This is a genomic window from Hafnia alvei, from assembly GCF_964063325.1.
Lineage (GTDB): Bacteria > Pseudomonadota > Gammaproteobacteria > Enterobacterales > Enterobacteriaceae > Hafnia > Hafnia alvei_B.
The window spans coordinates 3483940-3505406 of the sequence record NZ_OZ061315.1; the positions used below are offsets into that span (position 1 = coordinate 3483940).

The 21467-nt window shown below is 50.0% G+C and carries 16 protein-coding genes; 5 read left to right on the plus strand and 11 right to left on the minus strand.

Annotated elements, in window-relative coordinates; genetic code table 11:
• Nucleotides 1-14 precede the first annotated feature (14 nt).
• From copA to ybaK, 3 genes are all read left to right on the plus strand, one after another.
• Nucleotides 15-2777 (plus strand): copper-exporting P-type ATPase CopA, encoded by a 2763-nt coding sequence (gene copA, locus AB3Y96_RS16505; protein ID WP_367299733.1) that lies wholly within the window; start codon nt 15-17, stop codon nt 2775-2777.
• A gap of 107 nt (nt 2778-2884) precedes the next feature.
• Complete coding sequence (locus tag AB3Y96_RS16510) at nt 2885-3697, plus strand: TraB/GumN family protein (RefSeq protein ID WP_072308593.1); 813 nt, start codon at nt 2885-2887, stop codon at nt 3695-3697.
• 259 nt (nt 3698-3956) lie between these two features.
• Nucleotides 3957-4436, plus strand: a complete 480-nt coding sequence (gene ybaK, locus AB3Y96_RS16515) for a Cys-tRNA(Pro)/Cys-tRNA(Cys) deacylase YbaK (protein WP_025799902.1) — start codon at nt 3957-3959, stop codon at nt 4434-4436.
• Nucleotides 4437-4480: 44 nt separating this feature from the next.
• On the opposite strand, the gene AB3Y96_RS16520 is transcribed toward ybaK, so the two are convergent.
• The 3 genes from AB3Y96_RS16520 to ushA form a co-directional block, all read right to left on the minus strand.
• Entirely contained in the window at nt 4481-5200 is a 720-nt protein-coding gene (locus tag AB3Y96_RS16520; RefSeq protein WP_367299734.1) for a phosphatase PAP2 family protein, read from the minus strand.
• A gap of 224 nt (nt 5201-5424) precedes the next feature.
• Complete coding sequence (gene cspA / locus AB3Y96_RS16525) at nt 5425-5637, minus strand: RNA chaperone/antiterminator CspA (RefSeq protein ID WP_004091792.1); 213 nt, start codon at nt 5635-5637, stop codon at nt 5425-5427.
• 371 nt (nt 5638-6008) lie between these two features.
• Nucleotides 6009-7670, minus strand: coding sequence for a bifunctional UDP-sugar hydrolase/5'-nucleotidase UshA (ushA, locus tag AB3Y96_RS16530; protein WP_367299735.1), 1662 nt, complete (start codon nt 7668-7670; stop codon nt 6009-6011).
• A 312-nt stretch (nt 7671-7982) separates the two neighbouring features.
• Between ushA and AB3Y96_RS16535 the strand changes: the two genes are divergently transcribed.
• Complete coding sequence (locus AB3Y96_RS16535) at nt 7983-9206, plus strand: MFS transporter (protein ID WP_367299736.1); 1224 nt, start codon at nt 7983-7985, stop codon at nt 9204-9206.
• 352 nt (nt 9207-9558) lie between these two features.
• Nucleotides 9559-11256 (plus strand): YbaL family putative K(+) efflux transporter, encoded by a 1698-nt coding sequence (gene ybaL / locus AB3Y96_RS16540; RefSeq protein WP_072308589.1) that lies wholly within the window; start codon nt 9559-9561, stop codon nt 11254-11256.
• A gap of 553 nt (nt 11257-11809) precedes the next feature.
• Here the strand turns inward: ybaL and AB3Y96_RS16545 are convergent.
• The 8 genes from AB3Y96_RS16545 to AB3Y96_RS16580 all read right to left on the minus strand — a co-directional run bounded on the left by AB3Y96_RS16545 (nt 11810) and on the right by AB3Y96_RS16580 (nt 21454).
• Complete coding sequence (locus AB3Y96_RS16545; RefSeq protein ID WP_367299737.1) at nt 11810-13111, minus strand: inosine/guanosine kinase; 1302 nt, start codon at nt 13109-13111, stop codon at nt 11810-11812.
• A 115-nt stretch (nt 13112-13226) separates the two neighbouring features.
• Nucleotides 13227-14201 carry a ferrochelatase gene (hemH, locus tag AB3Y96_RS16550; protein ID WP_072308586.1) on the minus strand — a complete coding sequence of 325 codons (975 nt, stop codon included), beginning with the start codon at nt 14199-14201 and terminating at the stop codon, nt 13227-13229.
• A 188-nt stretch (nt 14202-14389) separates the two neighbouring features.
• Complete coding sequence (gene adk / locus AB3Y96_RS16555) at nt 14390-15034, minus strand: adenylate kinase (protein WP_025799917.1); 645 nt, start codon at nt 15032-15034, stop codon at nt 14390-14392.
• 181 nt (nt 15035-15215) lie between these two features.
• Nucleotides 15216-16355, minus strand: coding sequence for a glycoside hydrolase family 105 protein (locus tag AB3Y96_RS16560; RefSeq protein WP_367299738.1), 1140 nt, complete (start codon nt 16353-16355; stop codon nt 15216-15218).
• Between the two features lie 72 nt (nt 16356-16427).
• Complete coding sequence (locus AB3Y96_RS16565) at nt 16428-18005, minus strand: MFS transporter (protein ID WP_072308584.1); 1578 nt, start codon at nt 18003-18005, stop codon at nt 16428-16430.
• A gap of 348 nt (nt 18006-18353) precedes the next feature.
• A complete protein-coding gene (gene htpG, locus AB3Y96_RS16570; RefSeq protein WP_046358910.1) occupies nt 18354-20222 on the minus strand; it encodes a molecular chaperone HtpG in 1869 nt (622 codons plus the stop codon).
• A 297-nt stretch (nt 20223-20519) separates the two neighbouring features.
• Nucleotides 20520-21125, minus strand: a complete 606-nt coding sequence (gene recR, locus AB3Y96_RS16575; RefSeq protein ID WP_040045699.1) for a recombination mediator RecR — start codon at nt 21123-21125, stop codon at nt 20520-20522.
• Nucleotides 21125-21454: a YbaB/EbfC family nucleoid-associated protein gene (locus tag AB3Y96_RS16580; RefSeq protein WP_004091772.1), complete on the minus strand. Its 330-nt coding sequence runs from the start codon at nt 21452-21454 to the stop codon at nt 21125-21127. The genes recR and AB3Y96_RS16580 overlap by 1 nt, the downstream gene beginning before the upstream one ends.
• Between the last annotated feature and the right edge of the window lie 13 nt (nt 21455-21467).

Here is a 21467-nt window from a genome sequence, read left to right on the forward strand (position 1 = left end):
GAGAGGATTTTATTATGTCACAAACTCAATTGTTCGCGCTGCAAGGCCTGTCCTGCATGAACTGTGCGAAGAAAGTCAAAACCGCGCTTGAAGCGCGTTCCGATATTGAACTGGCTCAGCTAAATAATCCACGCTATGCCAAAGTCACCGGCGACGCCGATGCTCACGCGATTATCTCAACCGTAGAGCAAGCGGGTTACCATGCCACGGTTGCGGGAACGCCTGACGTAGCGCTGGCGCTAAGCGGTTTAAGCTGCGGCCATTGCACCGCCAGCGTCACCAAAGCGCTGGAGGCTGTTGCGGGCGTTGATGCGGTTGAAGTTTCATTAACCGACGCCAAAGTCTATGGTTCCGCCGATGCAACCACGCTGATTAATGCCGTTATCGCCGCTGGCTATGAAGCGTCATTATTGCCAAGTGGAGAAAGCCACCCAAAAACTGAGCCGCTGACACAGTCTGCAACAGCAAACTCGACAGCACCACAAGCGCCGGAAACTCTGGCAGCGGCTGAAATAATTTCTCCGGCGACTGCAACTTCGAACGCTTCTGACGATGACGATAGCGTTCAGCTGTTGCTCGATGGCATGAGCTGCGCGAGCTGCGTATTAAAAGTACAGAATGCGTTACAGAGCGTGCCTGGCGTTGAACAAGCGCGCGTAAACCTTGCCGAGCGCAGCGCATTGGTCACAGGACATAGCGATCCAGATGCCTTGATACACGCCGTCGAAAAAGCCGGTTACGGCGCTGAAATCATTCAAGATGAAGAAAAGCGTCGGGCGCGTCAGCAAGAATCCGCAGAAAAGTCGGTGAAAAAATTCCGCTGGCAGGCCGCTCTGGGCTTAGGTCTAGGCGTGCCACTGATGGCATGGGGGCTGTTCGGCGGATCCATGGAGCTCACGGCGAGCAACCAAAACAACTGGCTGATCGTTGGGCTGGTTACCCTTGCTGTGATGGTATTTGCCGGTGGGCATTTCTATCGCAGCGCATGGCGTAGCCTGATGAATCGTAGTGCCACCATGGACACCTTGGTCGCATTGGGCACCGGGGCCGCGTGGCTCTACTCCATCACGGTAACGCTGTGGCCGCATGTGTTCCCGATGGAAGCGCGTCACCTTTACTACGAAGCCAGTGCGATGATTATTGGTTTGATCAACCTTGGTCATGCCATGGAGGCCAGAGCGCGTCAACGCTCTTCCAAAGCGCTTGAGCGTTTGTTGGATTTAACCCCGCCGACCGCTCGCGTAGTCACCGAAGAGGGTGAGAAAACATTACCGTTGGCCGAGGTTAAGCTTGGCATGACGCTACGTTTAACTACCGGCGATCGGGTTCCGGTTGATGGTGAGATTATTACCGGCGAAGTATGGATGGATGAAGCCATGCTGACCGGCGAACCGATTCCACAGCAGAAATCCTCAGGCGATCCGGTGCATGCAGGTACCGTAGTGCAAGACGGTAGCGTTCTGTTCCGTGCGGGTGCTATTGGCAGCCAAACAACGCTGGCACGCATCATTAAGCTGGTACGCCAAGCGCAGAGCAGCAAGCCTGAAATTGGGCAAATGGCTGACCGTATTTCCGCAGTTTTTGTACCCACCGTGGTTGGGATTGCGGTATTTAGCGGCCTTATCTGGTACTTCTTCGGCCCACAGCCGCAGATTGTGTACACCTTGGTGGTGGCGACTACGGTACTGATTATTGCCTGCCCATGCGCCTTAGGCTTAGCAACGCCAATGTCGATCATTGCCGGTGTTGGGCGTGCCGCTGAGCTGGGTGTATTGGTGCGTGATGCCGACGCATTACAACGCGCCAGTGAACTCGATACGTTAGTATTCGATAAAACCGGTACCTTGACTGAAGGCCAGCCAAAAGTAGTTGAAATTCACACCTTTAACGGTGTAAGTGAAGCGCAGGCATTGCAGTGGTCTGCGGCCTTAGAAGCGGGTTCAAACCATCCATTGGCTCGCGCAATCACAGAACGAGCGGATCGTTTGGTCATACCTGAAGTTACCCAGTTCCGCACATTACGTGGTCTTGGCGTGAGCGGTGACGTTGATGGACATACGTTGCTGTTGGGGAACGACGCGCTAATGGAGCAGCAGCAGGTTGATACTTCTGAGGTTAAATCCCTGCTTAAACAGCAGGCCGAACGCGGGATAACGCCGGTACTGTTATCCGCAGATGGAAAGCCTGCCGCATTGCTTTCTATCCGTGACCCGCTAAGAAGCGACAGCGTGGAAGCATTACAACGCTTACACGGTTTGGGCTATCAGTTGGTGATGCTAACCGGCGATAACCCACTCACCGCAAATGCCATTGCTAAAGAAGCGGGTATCGATCGGGTCATCGCGGGCGTTCTCCCTGAAGGTAAAGCCGATGCGATTAAAGCGTTACAGGCTAAAGGACATAAAGTGGCGATGGTCGGCGATGGTATCAACGACGCCCCTGCTTTAGCTCAGGCTGATGTGGGTATTGCGATGGGCGGCGGCAGCGATATTGCCATTGAAACCGCTGCAATTACGCTGATGCGCCATAGCCTGAACGGCGTGGCTGACGCGGTGGAGCTTTCCTGTGCCACGCTGCGCAATATGAAGCAAAACCTGTTAGGCGCGTTCGTCTACAACTCGTTAGGCATCCCAATTGCCGCCGGCGTGCTGTATCCGTTAACCGGAGCCCTGCTTAGCCCTGTGGTTGCAGGAGCGGCCATGGCGCTTTCATCCATTACCGTGGTGAGCAACGCCAACCGCCTGTTACGCTTTAAGCCCAAGTCACAGTCTAAATGAGATTTAAATAGACATTGAAAGACACAAAAAGCACCGACGTTTCGGTGCTTTTTTTTGCCTTTACCTTCACACTGCACGTAGCATAGAAAAAAAGGCAAAGGTGACTTATGACTCAATGGCTGCGAAAGTTCGCGCTCTGGTTGGGAATTATTCCCACAACCACTTATGCCTATCCAGCGCTTGATATCCATCTTCAAGGCGGTATCCATCTGCATCTGGTGGGAAGTATTCATATGGGTACTGAAAACATGTCGCCTCTACCCGCGGCATTAATTCAGCGTCTTAAACGCGCGGATGCGCTGATTGTTGAAGCAGACATAACCCAAGCATCGCCCTCGTTTGATACCGGAGAAGTCGCAGAGGCTTTGGAGTCGCAGCTTTCACCAGAGCTTTGGCAGCAAGTCTTACAGCGCTGTCAAGAAACGGGCATTCCCGCCAACGCGATTCAACATTATCCAGCGTGGCGCACGGCACTGACCCTGCAGGCACAGCAGGCGCATCAGCTTGGTTTGCGTTCTGAATATGGTATCGACTACCAAATGCTGCGCTTTGCCCAACAAGCGTCGCTGAAAACCATGGAGTTGGAAGGCGCCGATACTCAAATGGCGCTGCTGCATGCGCTGCCCGATAACGGGATCGTACTGTTAAAAGACACATTGGCACACTGGCATACCAACGCTCGCCTGCTGCAAACGCTGATCGGTTGGTGGATTTCACCCACGAAAACTATGGCAACGACAGAGTTGCCGGCCACGTTTAGTGACGATCTCTACCAGATTTTGATGGGGGAACGAAATCATAAATGGCAAGAAATGTTGCTCGCTCTGCCGGCGGGAAATTATGTGGTGGCGGTAGGCGCATTGCATCTATACAGCGAAGGAAACCTGCCCGAGCTGCTGGCACCGTATGTGATTCATTAGGCGAAAAAAATGGCCAATATTTCTATTGGCCAGTCAAAGAGGAATTTCATTATTATCGTTATGCTGCAAGTGCAAACATGGCGTCTGCCCTTACAGTTTCCCGCATAGATTAACAATGCAGCAGTGATTCTGGCAACGGTTATTCTCTATATGGCACCGCACTTATGCATATAACGCACGAATAAATAACTCTCCGAAACTGACTCCACGAAATAACAGCGCTATCATTGCGTGATTCGTCATCGTAGAGGCTTAGAAAATGACTCCCGCAGTACTTCTTCTTGAAAAAAATAAGGTCCCTTTTACTCTCCATCAGTATCATCACGATAGCGACGAAACCAATTTCGGCGATGAAGTCGTGCGTAAATTGGGTTTGAACGCCGAGCAGGTCTACAAAACGCTGCTAGTCTCACTCAACGGTGATAGCAAGAATTTAGCCGTGGCGGTAACACCGGTGGCCTCAATGCTGGATTTAAAAAAGGTCGCTAAGGCGCTGTCGGCTAAAAAAGCTGACATGGCCGATCCTCAGATTGCACAACGCGTAACCGGCTATCTGGTCGGCGGTATTAGCCCGCTTGGACAAAAGAAACGTTTGCCTACCGTGATCGACAGCGGTGCTCAAGAATTTGCCACGATCTTTATTTCAGGCGGAAAGCGTGGTCTGGATATTGAGCTTGCAGCTCAGGATCTTAGCCGTATGACCAGCGGCAGCTTTGCGGAAATTGCCAAACGAGATTAACGAGCCCTGCATGTGGCAAGACTCGTTAAATATTCAAGGCAGGATCAGTTCTGAGGATTGAGCTTTTGCACTTCAGCCTTGGCCTTCGCCAACTGAGCTTCAAAAGCAGGGTTATTGTGCAGAGTGGCAACAACCGCGCTTCCTACTACACGCGCAGCATTGACGTCGCTCTGCCAGTGATAACCACAGATCACACGGCTTTGCCCAAGCTCATAACCACGCTTGAGAATTTCATTCTGTCTTGCAGGATTCACTTCCGCTAGCACCAGCGCCACTGACCAGCCGATCGTGGTGTGACCCGAAGGATATGAACCATTGGTGGAGAGCTCTTTTTCATCTTCTGGACGGCAGGTTGCTTCTTTATAGAAAGCAAAAGGACGCACACGATTATAGTGCTGCTTCGCTGAACGCGTTGCGTATTCACCCGCATCTTCTTTCATCGTCGTGATCAGCGTGAACGTTTCAGGGTTTTTTTCTTTAGAAATAGGAATGCCAAAAGCGGTGGAGAAATTTCTCGCCAAGCTATCTTTAGACACATCAGCATCATCGTAAGCCTGTTTACCACGCTCGGTGCTGCGCAGCGCTTTGCCTTCATCGTAATGCGCTTTATCGCTTAAGAAATCGATGCTGGTGTAAGACGGCGGTGGCGGTAGCAGCTTTAAGCTGTCAGGCGCTTGTTCATATTTAAGATAGTGATCGTCGGCAGCCATGCCGTAACCAGAAACTAATAAACCAACTAACGTCGCTAAAACAATTTTCTTCATCAGTGTGTTTCCTCCTGTCTGGCATCTTAAGCACTCTTCTTTCATCTGACCGTGACAGCGATAACATTTGCGCCACAAATGAGAATAGATATTTGATAACTAGAGTAAAAGTGCCGCTGAACAGAAGAATGCAATCCAATGCAATACTTAGAAACGCAAAAACCCGCACTAGGCGGGTTTTCGGTTCACAGCAACTCAGAGGTTACTGCGATGGCTGTTGGCTATTACAGCGCAACAACGTTTACTGCTGATGGACCTTTAGCGCCGTTCTCGATAGAGAACTCAACTTTTTGGCCTTCATCAAGAGTTTTGAAATCGTTGCTCTGGATTGCAGAGAAATGTACGAATACATCTTTGCTGCCATCTTCAGGAGAGATAAAACCAAAACCTTTACCAGCGTCAAACCATTTTACTAAACCAGTCATTTTATTAGACATAGATACTTCCTTTATTTGTTTTGTGTGCCGCAATGATTCAAATAAATCATGCAGCGAAGGTGGTCGTCTTCAAAGAGTTACTTATTGAAAAGTTCTTACTTAGCACTTAGGAGAAGACTCACAAGAAGAAGAGGTATCTATGCGGATAGCGCTTGAACTGAGGACTGCTTTACTAAAACTGCGTTCATAAGGTCTGTGTTTCAAACCGATGACGCTATTTACTCATACCCACCCTCAGTTATCAAGAACTATTTTCAAATAATAATTTTCTCATCTAGACGGCTAGACTGGTGGAAGTTTAGGTGTTCGCAATCTTTGCGACAGGTCAGAGGGCAGAAATCTGCCCTCTGAATCAGTTTAGCGTCGGCGGATTAATTCGCCGATTTATAAACAATCTCCCCCTTCGGCTCATAGTCTGCGACTTTAAGCGGAGAGTGTTTTTCGATGTACTGTTTCAGCACTTCAGCATCGACGAACCCCGTATTCACATAGCTTGGCCGATCGCTCACAATAGGGTAATCATCGCCGCCGGTGGCGTTAAAACTCAGCAGCGCTAAACGGTAGATTTTGTCTGCCTGCAAAGGCTCACCTTTGATTTTCACGTCGCTTACGCCCTTCCCATCAGCGACTAGGCTCACATTAGCAAACTGCGCATACGCCCCTGAATCGACTTTTTTATTGGCGACCACCGCCAGATATTTTTCAAGATCAAGGCCGTTCATCTCGACGTAAGCCACCAAATTGCCGAAAGGCTGAACTTTCAGCACATCTTTGTAGGTGATATCGCCCGGCTCAATTGAATCTCGTACCCCGCCACCGCTCATCACGGCCAAATCCGCCTGTGTGCGCTCCATCTGCGCGGCAAGTAGTAAACGCGCCATATTGGTTTGTTCGAAGCGAACTTTGCTACGATCGCCCATTAATTTGCCATCCACGCTGCCAACTTTGACCTCCAACTGCGCTTTGCCCTTCTCTTCAAACGGCGTTAGCAGTTTCAGCATCTGCGGATTTTCATCAATCTTGTGGGTGTAGTAAGCACGCTCGGTTGTGCCGTCTTCTTTAGTCACTTTCTGACTCAGATTAACGGGGATGAGCTGGTAGTGCTGCAGCGTCAGCTCGCCGTTGCGGAAGGTAAAATCAGCTCGCCCAACGTATTTACCCCACTCATGGGCCTGTACGATCCAAGTTCCATTTTGACGATCGGGCGCGCACGGCGTTCCCGGCACATAATCGGCCTGCTTTTGGTTCTCGGACGCCATACAAACAGGATCCTGTGAGTGGCCTCCAACGATCATATCGAGATATCCGGTTGGCAATTTTCTCGCCATTTCAACGTCGCCTGGCGCGTTCGAACCGTGGTTGCCGTTGTCATAATGTCCCATATGCGTGGCGGCAATAATTACATCAGGCTTTTCGTTTTGTTTGATCTGCTGGATCAGCGTTTTTGCTTCTACCGCAGGATCGCGGAATTCGATACCTTTTAGCAGTTCAGGGTTACCAATTTTGGCCGTATCGTCGGTGGTTAAGCCGATTACCGCAATTTTGATATCTTGCTTATCGAAAATCTCATACGGCTTAAACAGACGCTTTTCCGTACCTTGCTGATAAATATTGGCGGAAAGTAACGGGAACGTGGCCCATTTTTCCTGCTGGCGCAGTACCGATAGCGGGTTATCGAACTCATGATTGCCGATAGCCATTGCGTCATAACCCACGAGGTTCATGCCACGGAAATCAGGCTCGGCATCCTGTAAATCAGATTCAGGAACACCGGTATTAATATCGCCGCCGGAAAGCAACAAAACGCTACCGCCCTGCGCTGCCACTTCATGGCGGATCTGATCCACCAGCGTCTTTTGTGCCGCTAAGCCATATTCACCGTTGGCGTTCTGCCAAAAATGGCCGTGATGATCGTTAGTATGCAGAATGGTGATGTTATAGGTTTTATCTTTTTCCCATGCTGCTGCCCACGTTGGCACCAATGCCAGAGTGACCGCTAACGCACATGCGGTGCCTTTTAAAGCCAATTTCATACGGATTCTCCGTGTCGTCATATTCATCATCCCAAAGACTTTCTCATTATTATGATTATCAAATTCAAATCACTGCGCTTGATACCAAGTCTAAAATTCTAACGGCAAGATGAGGGGATCTTTTCATTTTTTTGCGAGCTATTTCAAATTACGCCGCTCATTTAGCCTCAATAGCCGGTAAATAGTCCATATGAAGGCAAAAACAACGGTTGACCAAGAATGATAAACTTTGTCATTGTTAGCGTGATGTCTATCCCTATTTATCTGCCTGCATAAATAGCTCTTTAACTGACGAAATCATAAAAACAGACTATGACTGACCGCATCGATCCAGTGTCCGAGTCCGTGACACAAAAGCCCGTCAATCGCACCTCGTTTTCCATACTGGGCGCTATCAGCGTGTCCCATTTGCTAAACGATATGATCCAATCGCTGATTCTGGCGATCTACCCTATTCTGCGCGGTGAGTTTTCGCTGAATTTTGCACAGATAGGCCTTATCACTCTGACCTATCAACTGACTGCCTCTATGCTGCAACCGTTGATCGGTATGTACACTGATAAACATCCGAAACCCTACTCTCTGCCAATCGGTATGGGATTCACCTTAGCGGGGCTTTTACTGCTTTCCGTTGCGCCTAGTTTTGAAATTGTGCTGATCGCCGCCGCATTAGTGGGTACGGGGTCGTCTATTTTCCATCCTGAGTCCTCCCGTGTCGCGCGTATGGCCTCTGGTGGACGCCACGGCCTCGCGCAGTCGGTGTTTCAGGTGGGCGGTAACTTCGGTAGCTCGCTCGGCCCCTTGCTAGCTGCAGCGATCATTGCACCTTATGGCCAAGGAAATATTGCATGGTTCTCTCTGGCGGCGCTGTTGGCTATTGTTGTTTTGCTTCAGGTCAGCAAGTGGTATCAGCAGCAAACCCGACAAAGCAAAGGTAAGCCTAAAGGCCACGGCAACGTGAAAGTGCTTCCACGCCGCACCGTAGTGGTTTCTTTATCCATACTGCTAGTGCTGATTTTCTCGAAATACTTCTATCTCACCAGCATTAGTAGCTATTACACCTTTTATCTCATCCATAAGTTCGGCGTTTCGGTACAAAGTGCGCAAATACATTTGTTTGCCTTCCTGTTTGCCGTTGCCGCCGGAACCATTATTGGCGGGCCTCTGGGCGATAAGATAGGGCGTAAATATGTTATTTGGGGCTCTATTCTGGGTGTCGCACCGTTTACGCTGGCTTTACCCTATGCATCGCTTTACTGGACTGGGGTTTTAACCGTGATCATCGGTGTGATTCTGGCATCGGCGTTTTCAGCCATCTTGGTTTACGCGCAAGAGTTGATTCCTGGCAAAGTTGGGATGGTATCAGGCCTCTTCTTTGGTTTTGCCTTTGGTATGGGTGGCTTAGGTGCCGCAGTTTTAGGCTATGTTGCCGATTTAACCAGCATTGACTTGGTTTATCAAATTTGCGCATTCCTGCCATTACTCGGCATCTTGACGGCATTATTGCCAAACATAGAACATAAAGACGCTAATTAGACTTAATAACCCGACTTATCCTGTAGGATTGGTCGGGTTTGCTTTTTCTCAAAGCCGCGTGCTGCATGCGGTTGTATCACAAAACCTCTCTTTACCGCCGTTGGCGCGTTTTTTTTCTAAATTAAGACTTATTTCCCAAAATTAACTCAGCAGAATTTCGATAAATACAATAAACTTATTACAGATACCTGTGAGTTTCACTCAGCCAATGCACATTGATTGCGCTAAAGGAGTGGAAAACGCCGGATTTATACACACATTAATTGAAGTTGCAGCGAGCTATCCAGTGCTGCTTCAAGTTAAGAAGGGTATTAATTATTTAGCTGTTCGTGCAGTGCTAGAAGGAGTCTAGATGCATCATTCAACCCCGCTTATCACGACAATCGTTGGAGGCTTAGTTCTCGCCTTTCTTTTAGGTATGCTGGCAAATCGCCTGCGAATATCCCCTCTGGTGGGCTATCTCGTCGCAGGCGTGCTTGCTGGCCCATTCACCCCTGGTTTTGTGGCAGACACCTCGCTTGCCCCTGAACTGGCCGAAATTGGCGTTATCCTGCTGATGTTCGGCGTTGGTTTGCATTTCTCTCTAAAAGATTTGATGGCGGTTAAAAACATCGCCATACCCGGCGCTATTGCACAAATTGCAGTGGCGACATTGTTGGGTATGGGGCTTTCGTCGTTGTTGGGTTGGGATTTAGTTACAGGCTTAGTGTTTGGCTTATGTTTATCCACCGCGAGTACCGTGGTGTTGCTGCGCGCTCTGGAAGAGCGGCAGTTGATTGACAGCCAACGCGGCCAAATCGCCATTGGCTGGCTGATCGTTGAAGATCTCGCCATGGTGCTTACGCTGGTTTTGCTACCTGCTTTTGCCGGAATTATGGGCGAAGGCCAAGATATGCAGCTCAAAGATTTGCTGATCGAACTGGGTATTACGCTGGGCAAAGTCGTGGCCTTTATCACCATTATGATTGTGGTAGGTCGCCGTTTGGTGCCGTGGATTTTGGCGAAAACCGCCAGTACCGGTTCTCGCGAACTGTTCACGCTCTCCGTTTTAGCGCTGGCAATGGGCGTGGCATATGGCGCAGTGGCGATCTTCGACGTTTCCTTTGCGCTGGGTGCGTTCTTTGCAGGGATGGTGCTGAACGAGTCTGAGCTTAGCCATCGTGCTGCTCACGATACGCTTCCACTACGCGATGCCTTTGCGGTTCTGTTCTTTGTTTCCGTAGGGATGCTGTTTGACCCGATGATTCTGGTTGAACAGCCGCTGGCGGTGTTGGGCTGCTTGGCGATTATCGTCTTTGGTAAATCCGTCGCCGCATTCTTCTTGGTAAAAATGTTTGGTCACTCCAAGCGTACTGCTCTGACCGTTTCTGTGAGCTTGGCGCAGATCGGTGAGTTTGCCTTTATTTTGGCGGGATTAGGCATTTCGTTGAATATGCTGTCACCAGAAGGACGGAATTTGGTGCTGGCGGGCGCAATCCTCTCCATCATGATTAACCCGCTGCTGTTTACACTGTTAGAGCGCTATCTTGCCAAAACCGAGACCATTGAAGACCAGAGCCTGCAAGAGGTCACAGAGGAAGAAGAGAAGCAGATCCCCGTTGACCTATGCAACCACGTGCTGCTGGTTGGTTACGGGCGCGTAGGCAGCCTGATTGGGGCTAAGCTACACGATGCGGGCGTTCCTCTGGTGGTTATCGAGAACTCACGCCCTCGCGTTGAAGCGCTGCGTGAGCAAGGTATTCATGCCGTGCTAGGGAATGCGGCTAATCCTGAAATCATGGAGCTGGCGAGAATTGACTGCGCACGCTGGCTGCTGCTCACCATTCCAAACGGCTATGAAGCCGGTGAGATTGTGGCTTTCGCCCGAACCAAACGCGATACGCTGGACATCATTGCCCGTGCGCACTACGACGATGAAGTGGCCTACATTTCAGACCGTGGCGCCAATCAGGTGGTGATGGGGGAACGCGAAATTGCGAACAGCATGCTGGAATTGTTGCAGGTCGATAAGATGACGGATGCGGATAAAATGCAGGAGTGTCCGATCTGAATGGGAACGGTGTAGGTTTCGTACGCCTAATCCACCGAAATCTACATATACACTGTACAGGCGTCCGAGTCGGGGGGCCAATCGCTGCCCCCCGACTCCCCAGCTTGGCACCGCCCTTCAGCCTGCTTCGCAGGTGCCCGCATCTCGTCATTCCGGCTTTAACGGAACGAACGGCAATCGCCATCCTGGCTCCTCCGTTCTTTCGCCGACGTCCCTGTCGGCGAATCCTAGCCTACATTCCTCTATTCGGCTGAAGAACAACGTGCCGGAAAAAGTCAAAGTTAAAGCAAAATGCGTGTCTGGTTTTTAGTTTAAGTATTGGCATGGAGAGCCACCGGTACAGGGATGTACCGGTGGAGTTTGGGGCGCCCTGGATGGGCGATACCAAACCGGAGCGGAAATGGCGTCTCAGATAAAAGCGCGCGAGTGCAGAGACCACGCGCTGGTGGTCTCTGCCCGTACGCCTTCACTGATGTGGCAATAATGCTCGATATTGACTGGCGGGCGGAACGTTACACTCCAGCGACATAAATCAATAAGCAGAGATAACCACTTACCTCTCCCAGTACGACTCTTCCAAACTATCTTCTCGTTCCGGCAGGCCGCGCGTTAGGCGCGGTGAATGCTGGTTAAGCACCTGATAGCTCACGCGGTTAGCGTATTTACAAACCTGCGCCAGCGAGGAATACGTCAGATAAGTGCGTTGATGTTTGCTGGAATTTGGCACGTTGGTACGGTGGAAACCGTTCGCTGCAACATCATGTAGCAAGGCGGCGAGAGCACCGTCGCCAGCCCCGTTGGTATTCATGATCTTCTCAGGGCCGCCCATGTATGGCGCGATATGCGAATAGATTTTAAACGGGTTTTCGCAGGCGATTTTGCGCATCGGACGACTGAATTCATACAGGTTAAATTCTGGAATCACGCCCGGCAGCAATGGATGCTGAGTCTTACGTTTACCTTCTTCTTCTGTATAACCCGCCATATACAAGCCAACCGGCCCTGCGGTGCACAGCACCAGATCAACCCACTCCAGCGCTTTATCTGATGCCGCCAGCGGATCGTTAAACCCGGTTAAGGCTTCCGCTTCTTCTTCATTCATCGCCACAACCGTCACGTTATCGCGCAGGAAATCACGCCACCACTGCGGATCGTCAGCAATCACAAACTTGGTGCCTAGCGTCAGCACCACCGGTACATTGTGTTTTTTTGCATACTCGATGGCTTTCATAGTGGCATCGCGCATCGGTTCACCCGGCTTGCAGCGCACCAAATAAGCCGTCAACACCAGTGCAGAAGCACCAGCGATAACTTCTTCAGGAATGCTTTCAGGACGCAGCTGATTCATCATCCCCGGACTAATGGCAAAGGTACGTTCACCGTTATCGCTAATTAAGGTGAAGCAGCGACCAATCGCGCCGTCAACGCCTTGCAGATAGTTGAGGTCGGTACGACTGGAGGTGTTGCACAGATAGCGATAGGCGTAGCTGCCAATTTTCACGTTGCTGCACATGACGCCCAGCAAAATGGAGCGATCGTCAGCCAAAACGGAGTAATTGTGCATGGTGTTGCCGATAGTACCGCCGGCAAACTCATGGGTGATCAGCTGATTATCTTTTAACTCTTGATACAGCGCTTCCGCTACATCGTCTTCAATTACCAGAGAATGTCCCTGACTTAGACGGTAACGGGTAATAAAATCGTCGCTGACTTTCGCCTCAATATCCACCAGCGTTTGGTCGATGCCGACTACGTAGGAGGTATCAATTTCGCTTTTTTGTGTTGCATGCAACAACGGATCGCGCGCGTTTACAGGAAAGTAGTGTTTAGATTTGCGTTGGCCAGGGAATTTCATCAGTGTCGTCAGCAGTTATGAAGCGTTGTTAATAACGGGAAGCCGAGAATTCTAACACATCACTTGCTTAATCGTCAGAGTCGAAGACTCCGACGCTAAACTTTAGCCAACGCGATCATGCAGAGTGCGCCACCTGCTCCATCACCAGTTGATAAAACAGTTCGATATGCAAAGCGTCATCGTTGAGCGCAGGAATATATTCAAACTGCGTTCCTCCCGCTTCGATAAAGAACTCTTTGTTTTGTACTTTGATCTCTTCAAGCGTTTCCAGACAATCAGCCGAAAATCCTGGGCAGATAACCTGAAGATGCTTCACCCCTTTGGCAGGAAGCTGTTCAATCGTTTTGTCAGTGAACGGTGTTAGCCATTGTTCACGGCCAAATCGCGACTGATAGGTCATCATGTAACGCTCAGCGCTGAGTCCTAAGGCATCTGCTACTGCACGAGTGGTTGCACGGCAACGCAGCGGATAATCATCCCCCTGATCGGCATAACGCTGTGGAATTCCATGGAATGAAAACAGCAGCATATCGGGCTCACCATGCTGGGCAAAGCTGGTTTTAATTGTCTGGCTCAGCGCCGCAATATAGGCAGGATGTTCTGCATAATCACGGATAAAGTTTAACGACGGAATACGGCGCATCTGAGCAAAATGCCTAGCGACCGCATCAAACACGGCGGCGTTGGTCGAACAGGAATATTGCGGATAAAGCGGCAGTAGAATAATGCGATCGACACCGGCGTCATGCAGCTTATCAATTGCGCTTTTCAGCGCAGGCTGACCATAGCTCATGCCCAGTTCAACCGGAATGTTAGGCAAACGCGCCTGCAAAGCGGCTTGCTGACGGCGGCTATACACCATCAGCGGTGAGCCTTCATCCATCCAGACGGATTGATACAGTTTAGCCACCCGAGGAGAGCGGATCGGCAAAATGATACCGTTTAATACCGGCCACCAGATCAGGCGAGAGACGTCTACCACGCGTTTATCGCTAAGAAACTCAGCGAGATAACGTTTAACCGCTGACGAGGTTGGAGCCTCTGGCGTGCCCAGATTCACTAATAGTACGCCGAATTTTTCTTGCCTCATGCGGTCCTCGGTTTTGCATTATCTTGATAGATTGGAAGTTTTGATATTGTAACCAAAATGCTGCAAATCCCAACCAATTACTCTTATTGGTCAACATCATCAAAGCGTGGATATAGAAAAGGCGGCTATTTATTAGCCGCCTTTCATCGCTCTAGACCAAAATCGCCTAAAATCGTTTTAGCCCAGAATTAACCTAGGATTGTTTCCAGCTCAGCACGAACCGCTGCAACAGACTGAGTACCGTCTAATTTAACGTACTTGGTCTTGCCGTTCGCGGCTTCTGCGCTGTAGTAACCGATCAGCGGAGCCGTCTGCTGATGATATTCAACCAAGCGCTTACGTACGGTTTCTTCCTGATCGTCCTTACGGGTAACCAGTTCTTCGCCGGTCACGTCGTCTTTACCTTCAACCTTCGGTGGGTTGAATTTAATGTGGTAAACACGGCCAGAACCCTGATGCACACGACGACCGATAATACGTTCAACGATCAGTTCGTCAGGAACATCAAATTCCAGTACGAAATCAACGTTGATGCCCGCTTCTTTCATGGCATCAGCTTGAGGAATGGTGCGTGGGAAGCCATCTAGCAGGAAACCGTTGCGGCAATCTTCCTGAGTGATGCGCTCTTTAACCAAAGCGATAACCAGTTCATCGGTTACCAGCATGCCTGCATCCATGATTTCTTTTGCTTTTTTGCCCAGTTCGGTACCGGCTTTCACTGCTGCACGCAGCATGTCACCTGTAGAGATTTGCGGAATGCCGTATTTCTCCATGATGAACTGTGCCTGAGTGCCTTTACCTGCGCCAGGAGCGCCAAGCAGAATGATACGCATCGCGTAAATCCTCTTAAATTATTTTTTATAAAATTCAAAAACACTAAACCTTACCATTTTTGTGACCGCTACCTCAAGGAATCGGGCCGCTGCTGAAACGTGAAACTCGTATAATAAAACGGGCGCGAGTGATTTTTCTCTCACCCGCGCCCGTTTTGGTCTGATTCTCAGCGAATAAACGTTAAAGATAAACGCGCATATATTCCGACAAACATAGAATAGCCATCGCCTGACCATACGGCATCGACGTCAGCGGGATCTGGCGATAATAGTCGTGGTCTCGCCCCATCGCCGTACCAAACGAAACGTTAGTTAATTCACCCTCGGCATTAATATGCTTAATCACACCTTTCACCGCTTTTTCCGCCGCGTGCGCATAGTCTGCGCTGATATAGCGTTTACGCACCGCTTTGAGAATGCCGTAGGCAAATCCGGCGGTGGCAGACGACTCAACGTAGGAGTCAGGATCGTCGAGCAAGGTATGCCACAAACCGCTGTCATCCTGACATTTCGCCAATGCTGAAACTTGGCTTTCAAGTACCTGAATCAAGAAACGTCGCGTTGCATCATATTCAGGGAGATCCAGCAGATCGATAAATTCAGGGATCACCATCGTTAACCAGCTATTCCCTCTCGCCCAACGCGCTTTGGCAAAGTTGTGGTGGCCCTCAAACGTCCAGCCGTGAAACCACAGACCAGTTTCACGCTCCATCAGATGCTGGGTATGAACCAAAAACTGATACTTAGCTTCTTCAATGTACTCAGGTTTATTCAGCAACTTACCAATTTTTGCCAGCGGCAACACGCTCATCATCAGGGTGTCATCCCAAAGCTGCTGATGGTTCTCTTCCGCTAGCGTCACGTGCTGCATACCACCACGTTCGGTGCGCGGCATTTCATACATCACCCATTCGGCCCAGCGCTCTAAGTAAGGCAGCCAGCGTGGATCTTGAGTCTCTTCATAGCGATAAGCCAGCGTCAGAAACGGACACACTGTATTCACGTTTTTGGTGGGTGTTCCCTCTGCAAAGCGGGCGGTAAACCAGTCATCAATAATCGCGCGCATCTCTTGATCGCCCGTTTGCTGGTAATACTGATAAATACCGTAGAGGCCGATACCGTGCGTCCACTCCCAACCTGCCCAGCCTTTGGTATCAATCACTCGCCCATCGTCCAAGCGCAGCAGGAACTCTCCGGTTTCGTCGCTGATATTAATCAGATTGTCAGTCATCTTACAGATGAGCCCCTTAAGCTCATCGCGAGCGATAAAGCGCTCTGGCTGACGCAGTAATGGGCTATGTTTTACCGGGTATACGAGCATGGGAACTCCCTTAATTAATTCAGAAAATAACTCAAATTTATTTCACGGTGTCTTTTCGCTACGCTGCTCAGATTAGGCATTTTTCAATATATGCAGCGATTTAGGCGCAGGCTTGTCACGATTGAGATAGCCAATATTGTTGTTACCCCATAGCGATTCATATGGCATACCTGCCAGCAGTTCGACGGTAGCTTTCGCCTCTGGCGTGATCTGTTCGGGCACGATATGCCCTGCCTCACGCATTTTGATGGTTTCTTCGCGCAGTACGCTGTGTGTTTGCAGATTGAGCTTGAAACGTAAGGAGATATAAAAACCGACGCATAGCACACAGACGGTGCCTACGCTGAGGATCATCAGAATGGTGTGACCGACTGCCGGTGCCTGCTGCGCCTGACCCGAAACAAAACCGGAGAGCTGCATAACTATCCCAACTAACATCACCGCACAGGCCTGAGAGGCTTTGCGGGTGAGCGTCATAATGCCGGCAAAAATGCCTTCGCGGCGTTGCCCAGTGATCACTTCGTCAACGTCAGCAATATAGGTGTAGGTATTCCACGGCACATAATTGATCCCACCGCGTCCCAATCCTGCCACCGCAGAAATCAACAGCAGCAGCGACATCGCGTCATTCATGCCCGCGTAATACAGCACGCCATAAGACAAGGCGCTAAGGCCGAACAACACCACCACCAAGCGATAAGAAGGCGCAGGGCCAAAACGGATACACAGCGGGATCATGCCAATGACCGCAATAAACTGCATGATGGCCATGGTTCCCATCAAGCTAGAGGCTACGGTAGCGCTTTGCATCAAAACGAAAACTACGTAGTAGGTGAACACCGCGTTAAAAACATCCTGGGCAATATAGCCACCGAGATACATCCCCAGATGCTGGCGGAAAATACGAATACGCAGCGTTGAGGTGAGTTCCACGTTCAAACGTTTCAGGCTTTGCAGCAAAGTCAGTTTTTGCTTCTCCTGCTCGGCTCTTAGTTGAGTTTCCGACATTTCTTCTCGCGGCCGTTCCCACGTATAGAAATAGACCAGCGTTAACACGCCTGCACAGATGACCGAGAACACCAAGCTTGCATAGAAAAAGGAGACAGCGTTATCTTTGCCAAAATAAGCCAGCAGAATTCCCGGTAGAAACGCCGCCAATATCGCGGAGAGCTGCGCCAAGCCAATTCGAGCGCCGGAGAATTTGGTTTTCTGTTTAAAGTCATCGGTCATTTCTGGCACCAGCGTTTCGTACGGCACCAAAATCATTGAGTAAACAACATCAAAGAAAAGATAGGTCAGCAGATAGTACCAATAATGCATCTCGCCAACCCACATCAGGCTGTAGCTGAACACCAAAGGAATACCGAGCAGAATAAAGAATTTACGCCGACCAAAGCGCTTGCCCAAACGCGTTGAGCCAAAGTTGTCGGTTAAAAAGCCCATCAAAGGACTCACTGCCGCATCAAGCACTCTCGCCATAGCAAAAATAAACGTGGCTTCTATCGGGCTTAGTCCACAAAACGTGGTGTAAAAATAGAGGAGCCAAGCCGCCGTCAGCGCCGTGGTGCCTGCACCGAGAAAATCTCCGGAGCCGTAGGCCAAATAATTGATCAGCCCTATTTTGCGTGTCTTTTGCAATGGCATCGTCATCACTTTCGTTCCCCGTAGTGTCTTATCTGAGCGCTCCGCCACTATTTCCGTCATTCACGAAATAGCAGAGGGAACTCTTCCTATGGGTCTAAAGTAGGTTTATGACCGACTGAAAACCTTTGTGCTTTTGCCACCTGATGACGGTAAATGGCAAAAATATAAAGAGATTACCGATCAACCTCTCCGTTTTTATAAAACAGCGTTTTGTTTTTATCAAAGCGGATATTCAAAAATGCAATGCGCGGCGCAAAAATAGCGGGTAATAGAAGAGAAAAGCGGCAATGACAGAATAAAAAAATGCCGCCCCGTATCACGGAGCGGCATAGGTTATCACTTGATTAACAACGATTAAGCCAGCAGTAAATCGTTCACGCGTTTAATGAACTGGTTCGGATCTTCCAAGCTACCGCGTTCAGCCAACAGTGACTGATCCAGCAGCAGTTCAATCCATTCACCAAAGCGGGCTTCGTCTTGCTCATCAGCGGCACGTTTCACCAGCGCATGATCGGGATTCAGCTCAAAGATGTATTTAATTTCAGGCGCATCCTGACCAGCAGCAGCAAACAGTTTTGCCATCTGAGTGGTCATTTCATCCGCGTCGGTAGTGACTACCGCAGGGGTTTCGGTCAAACGATGCGTCAGACGTACGTCTTTCACACGATCGCCCAACAGAGTTTTCACGCGCTCAACGAACGGCTCCAGCGCTTTTTCAGCTTCTTTCTGTTCGCTGGTTTCTTCATCTGCCAGCTTATCCAGAGATTCATCTTTTTTGCTGACGGACTGGAATGGCTTACCATCAAACTCGGTCAGGTAGCTCATCATCCATTCGTCGATGCGATCGGAAAGCAACAACACCTCGATGCCTTTCTTACGCAACAGCTCCAGATGTGGGCTGCTCTTCGCGGCGGCATAGCTGTCGGCCGTGATGTAGTAAATCTTCTCTTGGCCTTCCACCATGCGGCTGATGTAGTCGGTCAGAGAGACGTTCTGCACAGCGCTGTCGTTATGAGTTGATGCAAAGCGCAGCAGCTTAGCAATGGCTTCAGCATTGCTACCGTCTTCGGCTGGGCCTTCTTTCAGCACCAGACCAAACTGCTGCCAGAATTTCTGGTATTTCTCAGCATCGTCTTTGGCCAGTTTATCCAGCATCTGCAACACGCGTTTGGTCAGCGCTGCACGCAGGCTTTGCGTCACGCGGCTATCTTGCAGAATTTCACGCGAAACGTTCAATGGCAGATCGTTAGAATCTATCAGGCCACGCACAAAGCGCAGGTAGTTCGGCATGAACTGTTCGGCGTCATCCATAATGAATACGCGCTGCACATACAGTTTCAGCCCGTGCTTATGGTCGCGGTTAAACAGATCCCACGGTGCCTGCGCAGGAATGTACAGCAGGCTGGTGTATTCCTGCTTACCTTCAACGCGGTTATGGCTCCAAGTGACCGGATCGGTAAAGTCATGGGCAATGTGCTTGTAGAACTCTTTGTACTCTTCGTCGGTCACTTCAGACTTGGTACGCGTCCACAAAGCCTGCGCCTTGTTGATTTTTTCCCACTTCTGCTCGCCGTCTTCGCCTTCGGTGGTCAGGATCTCAACCGGCAGCGCGATATGGTCAGAGTATTTGCTAATGATATTGCGCAGACGCCAATCATCAAGGAACTCATCTTCGCCTTCGCGCAGATGTAAAGTGATCTCAGTACCGCGCTCTACTTTTTCGATATCAGCGATGGTGTAATCACCCTCGCCTTCTGATTCCCAGAATACCGCCTGATCGGCGTTAGCACCGGCTGAACGCGTGCGAACGGTAACTTTGTCTGCCACGATGAAAGCAGAATAGAAACCGACACCAAATTGGCCAATCAGCTGGCTGTCTTTGGCTTGATCGGAACCGATAGACTCCAAGAATGCCTTGGTACCCGATTTCGCAATCGTCCCCAAATTGTCGATAACTTCGTCACGGGTCATCCCGATACCGTTATCGCTCAGAGTCAGGGTGCGATTTTCTTTGTCTGCTGAAATACGGACGTGCAGATTACCGTCGCCTTCATACAGCTCAGGGCTCGATAACGCGCGGAAACGCAGTTTATCGGCCGCGTCGGATGCGTTGGAAATCAGCTCGCGCAGGAAAATTTCTTTGTTTGAATAGAGTGAGTGGATCATCAAATGCAGAAGCTGTTTGACTTCTGACTGGAAGCCACGGGTTTCTTGGCCTTTCATAATTTTGCTTTTACCTCAATGGATAGCACTCAGAAAAAAATGTTTTACCCTTCATTGTTCAAGCCGTATGTGCGTTAGCTGCGTTTATTCACCCAAGTCACATAGTTATCTATGCTGCTAGGGACTCATAAACTGGCTGCCTTCCTACAACTCGAACTATTTTGGGTAGAGTGGTTAAAAAATGGGGATGGGATGTTGAATTTCAAGGGTAAAAAATACAATCGAGGAAAAAAGAAATGCGACGTGTAACTCAGATCACTTTATCAGTGGATAAATTACACGCCGGTCAGGCAGAGGTTAAAAACGAACCGGGTTGCGTCCGGCCAGAGAGTGCGACAGCGTAGTACCGTCAACCATCTCAAGCTCACCGCCAACGGGAACACCGTGGGCAATGCGGGAAGCCAATACGCCGTGAGCATTGCACATTTCAGCAATGTAGTTCGCGGTCGCTTCGCCTTCAACCGTTGGGTTAGTAGCCAAAATCACCTCGGTGAGTGACTCCTGCCCCAAACGCTCTTCCAAGCGATCTAAACCGATATCCTGCGGGCCGATGCCGTCCAGCGGGGACAAATGCCCCATCAGAACAAAGTAGCGACCTGAGAATTGCCCGGTTTGCTCTATCGCATGGATGTCTGCTGGGCTTTCGACCACGCAGATTTGTCCATTTTCTTTACGACGCGAGTTAGAACAAATCGTACATATATCCTGTTCGGTAAACGTACGACAGTCTTCACAATGGCCGATTTCCGACATCGCTCGGGTGAGCGCCTGCGCCAGACGCATTCCACCGCTGCGATCGCGCTGCAGCATGTGGAATGCCATGCGCTGCGCCGACTTCGGGCCAACGCCCGGCAGGCAGCGCAGTGCTTCCATTAATGATTCAAGAAGCGGGCTGGTTTGCATCAGAATGGCATCTTGAAGCCCGGCGGCAACTGCATACCGCTGGAAACTGAAGCCATTTTTTCTTTCTGAGTTTCTTCAATACGGCGTGCCGCATCGTTGAACGCGGCAGCGATCAGGTCTTCCAGCATCTCTTTATCGTCTTCCATCAGGCTTGGATCGATTTCGATACGACGGCAGTTATGCGCACCGTTGATGGTCACTTTTACCAGACCCGCGCCAGATTCACCGGTCACTTCCAGCTGAGCGATCTCTTCCTGCACTTTCGCCATTTTGTCTTGCATTTGCTGGGCTTGCTTCATCAGGTTGCCCAATCCGCCTTTACCAAACATAGTGTTCTCTCTT

What these genes read in the sequence shown, in the direction of transcription:
- copA (WP_367299733.1), top strand. Translation starts at nt 15, where the DNA reads ATGTCACAAACTCAATTGTTCGCGCTGCAAGGCCTGTCCTGCATGAAC.
- AB3Y96_RS16510 (WP_072308593.1), top strand. Translation starts at nt 2,885, where the DNA reads ATGACTCAATGGCTGCGAAAGTTCGCGCTCTGGTTGGGAATTATTCCC.
- ybaK (WP_025799902.1), top strand. Translation starts at nt 3,957, where the DNA reads ATGACTCCCGCAGTACTTCTTCTTGAAAAAAATAAGGTCCCTTTTACT.
- AB3Y96_RS16520 (WP_367299734.1), bottom strand. Translation starts at nt 5,200, where the DNA reads ATGAAGAAAATTGTTTTAGCGACGTTAGTTGGTTTATTAGTTTCTGGT.
- cspA (WP_004091792.1), bottom strand. Translation starts at nt 5,637, where the DNA reads ATGTCTAATAAAATGACTGGTTTAGTAAAATGGTTTGACGCTGGTAAA.
- ushA (WP_367299735.1), bottom strand. Translation starts at nt 7,670, where the DNA reads ATGAAATTGGCTTTAAAAGGCACCGCATGTGCGTTAGCGGTCACTCTG.
- AB3Y96_RS16535 (WP_367299736.1), top strand. Translation starts at nt 7,983, where the DNA reads ATGACTGACCGCATCGATCCAGTGTCCGAGTCCGTGACACAAAAGCCC.
- ybaL (WP_072308589.1), top strand. Translation starts at nt 9,559, where the DNA reads ATGCATCATTCAACCCCGCTTATCACGACAATCGTTGGAGGCTTAGTT.
- AB3Y96_RS16545 (WP_367299737.1), bottom strand. Translation starts at nt 13,111, where the DNA reads ATGAAATTCCCTGGCCAACGCAAATCTAAACACTACTTTCCTGTAAAC.
- hemH (WP_072308586.1), bottom strand. Translation starts at nt 14,201, where the DNA reads ATGAGGCAAGAAAAATTCGGCGTACTATTAGTGAATCTGGGCACGCCA.
- adk (WP_025799917.1), bottom strand. Translation starts at nt 15,034, where the DNA reads ATGCGTATCATTCTGCTTGGCGCTCCTGGCGCAGGTAAAGGCACTCAG.
- AB3Y96_RS16560 (WP_367299738.1), bottom strand. Translation starts at nt 16,355, where the DNA reads ATGCTCGTATACCCGGTAAAACATAGCCCATTACTGCGTCAGCCAGAG.
- AB3Y96_RS16565 (WP_072308584.1), bottom strand. Translation starts at nt 18,005, where the DNA reads ATGACGATGCCATTGCAAAAGACACGCAAAATAGGGCTGATCAATTAT.
- htpG (WP_046358910.1), bottom strand. Translation starts at nt 20,222, where the DNA reads ATGAAAGGCCAAGAAACCCGTGGCTTCCAGTCAGAAGTCAAACAGCTT.
- recR (WP_040045699.1), bottom strand. Translation starts at nt 21,125, where the DNA reads ATGCAAACCAGCCCGCTTCTTGAATCATTAATGGAAGCACTGCGCTGC.
- AB3Y96_RS16580 (WP_004091772.1), bottom strand. Translation starts at nt 21,454, where the DNA reads ATGTTTGGTAAAGGCGGATTGGGCAACCTGATGAAGCAAGCCCAGCAA.